This window comes from Janthinobacterium salmonicoloratum (assembly GCF_051380845.1).
GTDB classification, from domain to species: Bacteria; Pseudomonadota; Gammaproteobacteria; order Burkholderiales; family Burkholderiaceae_D; genus Janthinobacterium; species Janthinobacterium lividum_F.
Map to the genome: position 1 here is coordinate 1 of NZ_JBNYXV010000008.1, position 9,213 is coordinate 9,213.

A 9,213-nucleotide genomic window follows, 5' to 3' on the forward strand; every position below is an offset into this window, starting at 1 on the left:
CGGCAAACACACTGCCTGCCGTGTTATTGAACTTGCTAACCTTCAAGGTCGCATCGCCAGCGACAGCCTGCAATTGTCCTTTGGTATTGTCGATGTCGCCACCGTTCAATGCCAAATTACGGCCGGCAGCCACCGTGCCAACCGTGTTGTCCACGCTGCCGATGTTCAACTCGGCATCCTGGGCCGCCACGATGCGGCCCGTGTTGTTCAGTAATACCTGGGCTTTGACCAGCGCATCGCCGTTACCCTCGATTTTGCCGCCCGTGTTGTCCAGCTGGCCGGTGGCGCTCACCGTCATCAGCCCGGTACCCGTCTGCGCCAGGCTGCCACTGCGATTGTCCAAGCTGCCAGCGTTCACCGTCAGCTGATTCGCGATGCTGGTGGCGTTGCGGTGATCCAGGGTGGCTGCAGTGATATCGAGCTTGCCATTGCCCGTGATCTGGCCGTGCTGGTTGTCGAACTGACCTGTGTTGATCGCCAGCACGCCAGCACCCGCGTGTTCCAGCTTGCCATTGATGTTCGTCAAGACCGTGGCGTTCAAGGCCAAATTATTGCTGTTGACGGCGATGCGGCCACTCTTGTTGTCCAGCTTGCCAGTAGTAATGATGGTGTCGCCTGCGCCCGTCTGCACGATCTCGCCGCTGGCGTTGTTCAGATTCGCCACATTCAATTGCAACTGACCGCCCACTAGCTGCCCCTGGCTGTTCACCAGAGCTTGACCATTGGCCGCATTGGCAGTAATGGACAGCAGATTGCTGGCAGAAATCACCGCCTTGCTCGTCTGTACATCGCCGCTGCGCGCAGTGATGGCGATGTTGCTTGCCCCCGTCTGGCTGCCCGATAGATCAATGGCCTCGCCCGTCAGCTCGGCATTGCCCGCTGCCAAGTTCTGCCCGCTCGCCTGCAAGACGCCATCGGCATTGATGGTCAAATCGCCCGCCGTACCCAGGCTGCCGTCCGCTTTCACACCCGCACCCAGCAAGCCGCTGCTGGTCACTTTGCCGGCGGTAATATGGGTGTTATTGACGGAGGCAATGGAACCCGTGTTGTTCAGCACGCCGCCGACCGTCAATTGCTGGTTACGGCCTGCATACAGCAGGCCGGCATTGTTCAGGTCACCGCTCACTTTTGCCGTCAGGTCCGTGCCAGCGCTGACCGTGCCCTGCTGGTTCAGCAAGGTAGCCGCGTCGAGACGTAAATTGTCTGCCTGCAATACGCCACGCGTGTTGTCGAGTCCAATACCCGTCAGCTGCAGCGCCTGCGTGGCGGCGATCACGCCATCCGTATTCTTCAGCGCGCCCTTGCTGGCGATATCCGCCGAAGCAGCGGACGTGATACGCCCCTTGCTGTTGTCCAGCACGCCTGCCTGCACCGACAAAATATCCGTGCCAGCATGCTCGATCTTGCCATCACGGTTCGTCAGCGTGGTCGCATCGAGAGTCAGATTGTTGCTGTTGACGGCGATGCGGCCGGCCGTGTTGTCGAGACTGCCCGTCTGAATGACAGTGTCGACTGTGCCCGTCTGCAGCACCGTGCCCTTGGCATTGTCCAGATTGCCCAAATGCAGATCCAGCTGGCCCGCCTGCAAAGTACCTTCCGTGTTGTGCAGGGTCGCGCTGGTCGTCACATTCAGCTTACCTGGCGTCGTTACCACCGCTTTATTCGTGCTGACCTCGCCCTGTGTTGCCGTCAGGCCGATGTTGGCAGCGCTGGTCTGGCTACCACTGATATCAACCGAGGCACCGGTCAGATTGGCATTGCCTGCCGCCAGGGTCTGGCCGTGTGCAGCGAGATCCTGTGTGATGCTGATCGTCAGGTCGCCAGCCGTGCCCAGCTTGCCATCGGCCTGGATACCCGCGCCGATCAAGCTGCTTGCACTGCTGTCGAGACTATTTGCCGTGAGACCGTTGTTGCCTTGTGCAGCGATGACGCCCGTGTTTGTGATGGCGCCCGTTACGGTAAGGGATTGATTCCCGGCCGCATACAGGCTGCCCGTGTTATTTAAGGTATCCAGCTTGGTGTTCAGGTTGCCGCCAGCAAACACGCTGCCGGTGGCATTGTTCAATTTACCGACAGTCAAGATCGCATTGCCGGCCACAGCCTGCAGTTGGCCCTTGGTATTGTCGATGTCGCCACCGGAAAGTTGCAGATGGCGGCCTGCCGCCACCGTGCCTTCCGTGTTGTCCAGGCTGCCTATCTGCAGTTCCGCATCTTGTGACGCCACGATGCGGCCTGTGTTGTTCAGCAAAGTAGCTGCTTTGACCAGCGCATCGCCATTGCCTTCGACCTTGCCGCCCGTGTTGTCCAGCTGACCAGTAGCGCTCACCGTCATCAGCCCGGTACCCGTCTGCGCCAGGCTACCGGCACGGTTATCCAGGCTACCTGCGTTGACGCTCAGCTGGTTGGCGACGGTGGTCGCATTGCGGTGATCCAGGGTAGCTGCCGTGATATCGAGCTTGCCATTGCCCGTGATCTTGCCGTACTGGTTGTCGAACTGACCTGCGTTGATCGCCAGCACGCCAGCACCCGCGTGTTCCAGCTTGCCATTGATGTTCGTCAAGACCGTCGCGTTCAGGGCCAGGTTGGCGCTATTGACGGCGATGCGGCCACTCGTGTTGTCCAGCTTGCCAGTGGTGATGACGGTGTCGCCTGTGCCCGTTTGCACGATGTCGCCGCTGGCGTTGTTCAGGTTCGCCGCGTTCAGTTGCAACTGTCCGCCCACTAACTGCCCCTGGCTGTTCACCAGAGCTTGACCATTGGCCGCATTGGCAGTAATGGACAGCAGATTGCTGGCAGAAATCACCGCCTTGCTCGTCTGTACATCGCCGCTACGCGCAGTGATGGCGATGTTGGCGGCGCCTGTCTGGCTACCCGAAAGATCGACCGACACGCCTGTCAGCACCGCGCTGCCCGCTGCCAGGTTCTGCCCGCTCGCCTGCAAGACGCCATCGGCATTGATGGTCAAATCGCCCGTCGTGCCCAGGCTGCCGTCGGCCTTGACACCGGCACCCAGCAAGCCGCTGCTAGTCACTTTGGCAGCGGTAATATGGGTGTTGCCAACGGAGGCGATGGAACCGCTATTGTTCAGCAATCCACCTACCGTCAGCTGCTGGTTACGGCCCGCATACAGAAGACCGCCGTTATTCAAATCACCGCTGAGACGCGCCATCAGGTCCGTGCCAGCGCTGACCGTGCCCTGCTGGTTCAGCAGGGTCACCGCATCCAGACGTAAATTGTCCGCCTGCAATACGCCTCGGGTGTTGTCGATTCCGATACCTGCCAACTGCAGCGCCTGTGTGGCGGCCATCACGCCATCCGTATTCTTCAGCGCACCCTTGCTGGCGATATCCGCCGAAGCAGCCGAGGTGATGCGGCCCTTGCTGTTGTCCAGCACGCCTGCTTGTACTTGCAGGCCGCCATTGCCGGCGATAGTGCCGCGCGTATTGTCCAGCGCCTGCGCCACGTCCACGCGCATCTGCCCTAGCCCCGTCTGCTGCAGGGTGCCGTCGCTGTTATCCAGCTGGCTGGCCTGCACGCGTACCTGCTGTCCGGAGGTGACTGCCTGGCGGTGATCGATTGTGTCTGCCTGGATATCGACCAGGCCATTGCCCGTCACCTTGCCCCGCTCGTCGTCGAAACGCGCCGCGTCGATGCTCAGGCTGCCCGTGCCCGCGTGTTCGATGCTGCCGTCGCGGTTAAGCACTTTGTCGGCATGCAGCGTAAGTTTGGTGCTGTTGACGGCGATGCGTCCACCCGTGTTGTCCAGGGTGCTGCCTTTAAATTCTGTGTCACCATTGCCCGTCTGGATGAGGGTGCCGCCACGGTTGTCGAGCGATCCAGTTTTCAGGTCCAGTTGCCCGGCGCTCAGGGTGCCGCGCACATTCGACAGGGCCTGGCCGCTGCCAGCCGCCGCCACGGACAGCAAGCCGGTGGTCGTCACCAGTGCGTTATCGGTGACGACATGGCCCGCGCTGGCATTCAAATCAATGGCCGCGCCGCCCGTCTGGCTGCCGCTCAGACCGATGGCCGTAGCGTGCATGCTGGTCTTGCCGGCGGCCAGATTCTGGCCATGGGCCACGATCGCTTGCGTGGTCGTCAGTTGCAGCTGGCCGCTGCCAGCCAGGCTGCCGTCGGCGCGGATGCCCGCGCCCAGCAGACTGCCGGCCGTGCTGTCGATGCGGCTGGCATCGATGCGGTTATCGCCCTGCGCGGCAATGACGCCGCTGTTGCTGACGGCGCCGCTCACCTGCAGTGCCTGGCTGCCGGCCGCGTACAGGTTGCCGCTGTTCAGCACTTCACGAGCCTGGATGGCGAGGTTACCACCAGCAAACATGCTGCCGGCCGTATTGTTCAGCTTTGCCACGGACAGGCTGGCATCGCCCGCCACTGCCTGGATCTGGCCACGCGTATTGTTGACGTCGCCACTATCGAGACGCAGCTTGCCGCCCGCCGCCAGGGTCGCCTCTGTGTTGTCCAGCGCGCCTGTGGACAGTGCCAGGTCCGTGCCCGACACGATACGGCCCTTCTGATTCTGTACGCCAGCCGCCTGCACAGTCATCGTGCCATTGCTTTCCAGCGCGCCACCGCGGTTGTCCAGCCCGCCGCGCACCTGCACGCCGGTCGCGCCCTGGCCGCTCTGCGCCAGGCTGCCGCCCTGGTTGTCCAAGGTACCGGCGTTGATGCTGAGTTGCCCCGCCACCGTGCGGGCATCGCGGTGGTCGATGTGCTCACCCGTCAGCGCCATGGCGCCATTGCTGAGGATGCTGCCGCGCTGCAAGTTGATGTACGCCGCGCCGATCTCCAGCGCGCCCGTGCCCGCATGCTGGATTTGCCCGTCCTGGTTGCCCAGGCTGCCCGCCTGCAGACGCAAGGCGTGGCTATTCGTGGCGATGACGCCGCGCGTATTGTCCAGGCTTCCCGGCAATTGAATCGCCAGATCGCCGGCGCCCAGTTGCATGATCTGGCCGCCCACGTTCGACAAGTCGTGCGCCTGCACGACCAACTGCTGGCCCGTCAGTTGTCCGCCATCGCTGCGCACGGTCTGCGCCGCGTCCAGCTGCAGGCGTTCGCGCGCACTGACCTGCGCCCGGCTGGCGTCGAGGTCGCCGGCACTGGCGCCCAGGCTGACGTTCGCGGCCGACACTTGCGCCCCAGTAATATCCAGCTGGCGCGCCGTCAGGCTGCCATCACCGCCGGCCACCGCCGTGCCATGTACGGCAATGGTGTCGCCAGCAGAAACGTTCAGCTTGCCGCTAGTCGTCAATGTATTGTCCAGATTCAAGCCCGCCGCGAACACGGAACCAGCAGTGGCATCGATGCGCGCCGCCGCGCCAGTGGCTTGCACCTTGACATTACCCTGCGCCGCAATCACGCCGCTGTTGGCAATATTGCCCTGCGCCTGCACCTGGCTGTCGCCGCCCGCATACACGGTGCCGCTGTTGGCCACATCGCCCCTCACGGCAATGCTCGTCTGGCTGCCGCTGCCTGCCGACTGGATATTGCCGTTGTTGCTCAGCCAACCGTTCGATTGCAGCACCAGGTTGCCTGCCGTGGCCGCCAAGACGCCCGCATTGCGCACGCCCAGGCCCGCTTCCGTACCGATCAGGGTGATCTTGCCCGCATACATGCCGCCCAGCTGTGCCACGTCCAATGCATACGCTGGTGCCGGGCCCACGCCAGACGCAGCGCCCGCCACACCATGCGCCGCATCGATCTGGTTAGTTCCTGTGACGACTTTCAGTTCCTGCGCCCAGATGCCGCCATTGATCTGCGCGGCGCGCGCCAGGATCGCCGTGTAGTCACTCAGCGACGTGTCCAGGCCCCGTCCGTTGATGCTGACCACGCCGCGCTGCACCATGTAGCCGTCCAGGTTGCCGCCGTTGAGGATCGGTGTTCCCGTCGTCAGCGTGACCCGGCTGGCATTGATGAAACCGCCGCCATCGATGGCCACGCCGGCCGGGTTGGCAATGACGACTTCGGCGCGCTGGCCCGCTACCTCGACATAGCCGCGCAGCTGGCTCGGGTTGGCCGAATTGACTTCGTTGAGGATGACGCGCGCGCTGCCGCCCGCCAGCCATGGGTTGCCTTGCACCCAGCCGCCCGTCTGCGTCTGCACATTGCCGCGGCTGTTGTTCAGGATGGCGCCATTCGCCGTCACGTCGAACTGGCTGTAGGTATTGCGCGACACACCCGCCGCGCTCGGCGTCTGGATATTCACCTGCGTCACGCCGTTGGCGCTTTGCACCACGGTCGGACGCTGGCGGCCCGGCGCGTTCGGGTCGGCCACGATCTGCCCCATGGCCGGGCCGGCCACAAAGCTCACCATGCCCAGCGCGCCAAATATCGCCAAGACCAGCGGCCGCAACTTGCCATTGATCCCGCCACCGCCATCTCCGCCAAAGACGCCGCTGTCCAGGCCACCTTCCCCCTTGGCCGCCTTGCCTTGCGAGGAAGCGTTTTCAGCGACGACCATCAGTTGGCCACGGCGTTTATTGAAGATGATGCGGTACAGGTTCTTGTTCATGAAATGTCCTAATGACAATTAAATGATGCGATAAAGGGAGCTGACGACTGGTCGATGGCGGTCTTAGTAACTGGCGTTCAGGCTGAAGCCGGCCGTATGGCTGGCCGTGCGGAACAGGTCGGGCTTGCGCACAGGCCAGCCGACAAAGGCGTCGTACTGCACGCCCAGCCACTGGCCGCGCAAGCCGACGAAGGCGCCTGTCAGGCGGCGCGCGATCAGCCATTCGGCAGACGGTCCCGACACCTCCCCGTGGTCTAGCCCGGCATACGCTTCCTGGGCGCTGCTGCCCAGTGGCACGCCGAGCTCGTTGCGCAGCAGCCAGCCGCGCTCGGCCGACAAGCTGCTTTCGCCGTCGTAGCCGCGTACCGTGTAGCGCCCGCCGATGGCAAAGCGGTCTTGCGGCACCAGCGGCGTGTAGTTGTGCTGCGCGCGCCAGCTGCCCGAGTAGCGCAGCGGCTGGCCAGCCAGCGTGAACGGCGCCGACACGGCCGCGTCGGCCAGGAGCAGCTTGAGGCGTGAGGTGCCTTCGCCAAACGCTTCCTCGGGCGCGGCCATCGCGTCCATTGCACCAGTGCCGCGCCGGTATTGCAGGTTCACGTCCAGCGTCGCCTGGCCGAGGAATTCGCGATGACCGATACCCAGTTCCCAGCCGGCCATGCGGCGGCGCTGCACTTCCACTTCCGTGTCGTCGATGAAATTTTGCGCGGCGCGCTGCCAACCGCGCAGGGACACCGTCGTCTTGCGCGACGCGTCGCGGTACACCAGGCGCGACAGTTTCACTTCGCGATTCTGGCTGGCGCCGCTGTAGTTGTAGTCTTGATTGATGCCGGCCACGGACTGGTGGTAGCGGCTGTCGCTGGCCGTGAAAGCCAGCAGCCAGTAGGCGTAGGGAATCGAATAGTGGGCCACCATGCCGCCCGTGCCGCGCGGGCCGTTGCGGTCGCCGTCGACGTTCTGATTCAGGCTCAGGTAAAACAGGTCGTTCAGGGTCAGCCAATGGTCATACGACAGGGTCACGCTGCCCTGCAGCTTGCCTGTCGAGCGCGAGCCGCCATCATCGAGGCCCAGCGCCAGGCGGAATGGCAAGCCCTGCTTCCATTGAATCTGCAGGTCGCTCTCGCCCGGCTTCGCATTGCCGCCCTCGGCCGGCATGATCTGGATATCGGCTTCGGCTGTCGGCACGCGCTTGAAATTCTCCAGCGCCTGTTCCGTATCGCGCACGTTCAGCAAGTCACCAGGCCGGGCCGGCACGGCGTTCCACCAGGTGGCGCGGGGATTCGTGCCGGGCGCAAAGCCGATCTGGCGGATGCGCCCCGGTATCACGCTCAGGGCCAAAGTACCCTTGCTCAAGTCCTGCGGTTCGGCCAGCACGCGCGTCGTGACATAGCCGCGCGCGATGATGGCGTTTTGCAGCCGCCCCATCAGTACGTTGATGGCCTGCGTGCCCAGGCAGCGGCCCAGCGGAGCGTCCGGCGCGCCCAGGTCGTCGCGGCTGGCGGCGGCCAGCGCCCATTGGAACTGCGCGGCGCCCTCGCCCCGCAGTTCCAGATGATCGATGGTAAAACACGGTGATTCGCCCGCGGGCAGACGATTGGCGGAGGCGGACGCGGGCGCTTCAAGCAGGCGCACGTCGGGCGTGCGTTCCTGTTGCTGGCGCAGGAGGCGCTCGCGCTCTTGCTGGCGTATCAATTCTTGGCTGGCATCGTCGCGCTGGCTGGCGCCAGGCGTGTTGGGAAGGGGCGGCGCGATTTCAGGACGGGTCTGCGCGGACACGGCGGCACACAGGGTGCCGCTAAACAAAAATACACCGCACCATGGCGTCAAGCGCAGGTGCATATATTGCCTTAGGTAATTATTTACGTAAGGAAATTATAAATTAATTATTTCTATCCGGCAACTATATTTATTTCTTGAGAACTTTACTTCTTTGGTAACTGTCTTTTAACTATTGAATTACCACTAGTAAATAAGCACGCGGCATCATGGTAGTAGGTCAGACAAATGCATCCACAATGAATACCAAAAAAAAGCCCTGTAAAAACAGGGCTTTAGCTTACTCAGTCATTCCGGGACACAAAGTTTCCAACAGGAAACTCACTCCCACTCGATGGTCAATGAGGTGGCTAAGCGTTTGATTTTTCAGCGCTTTTCAAACCATTCAGTTGCCGATACCCTCAAAAATACCCTCACCTGCACAATCCGCCATTGCTGGTTTGTCGCGATCGAGATGGAAGACACCAGTCCGCTTGCTAGCACCTGTCTTCAGATTCTTCTGGGTGACAAAGCCTTCATTTCAGCACAGCTGCAATCGAAGCGCTCCGATAAACTTAAGGATACGCCGATCCTCAGCGCCACGCTGTCACCCTGTCATTAACGCAATATCAGGCCCGCTATAGCGACAGAGACGAAACAATGGCACGCTTATCTGCCTACCGCTTTTACCATGTTCCACATCACCGCCGCCTTTCACGTATCGAGTAGAACAGTCAGTCGGGCCGTATCGGCATTTAATCAAGAGAATAAAGCGCAACTTGCTGCTGATCGAGACGGCCAAGGCTAACATCGTGTACGAACGGCGGACCCGCCCCCGGTTCGCGATCGATTTCAATAGATTGTCGCAATATAGGTCCGATCACTGCACTGCCCTTCCACGCTTGCCCCAACATAAAGCACGCTACAGCAATAGGGGC

General features: G+C 62.2%; 3 protein-coding genes. 1 reads left to right on the forward strand and 2 read right to left on the reverse strand.

Annotation, left to right across the window (positions count from 1 at the left end; genetic code table 11):
* Positions 1–6,523: two-partner secretion domain-containing protein (locus ACQ4WY_RS25415; RefSeq protein WP_436506462.1), on the reverse strand; the 6,523-nt coding region annotated here is incomplete at its 3' end.
* A 63-nt stretch (positions 6,524–6,586) separates the two neighbouring features.
* Complete coding sequence (locus tag ACQ4WY_RS25420) at positions 6,587–8,359, reverse strand: ShlB/FhaC/HecB family hemolysin secretion/activation protein (RefSeq protein WP_436506463.1); 1,773 nt, start codon at positions 8,357–8,359, stop codon at positions 6,587–6,589.
* Positions 8,360–8,630: 271 nt separating this feature from the next.
* On the opposite strand from ACQ4WY_RS25420, the gene ACQ4WY_RS25425 reads away from it, so the two are divergent.
* On the forward strand, positions 8,631–8,897 hold the full coding sequence (locus ACQ4WY_RS25425; protein WP_436506464.1) for a hypothetical protein: 267 nt from the start codon (positions 8,631–8,633) through the stop codon (positions 8,895–8,897).
* Positions 8,898–9,213 lie beyond the last annotated feature (316 nt).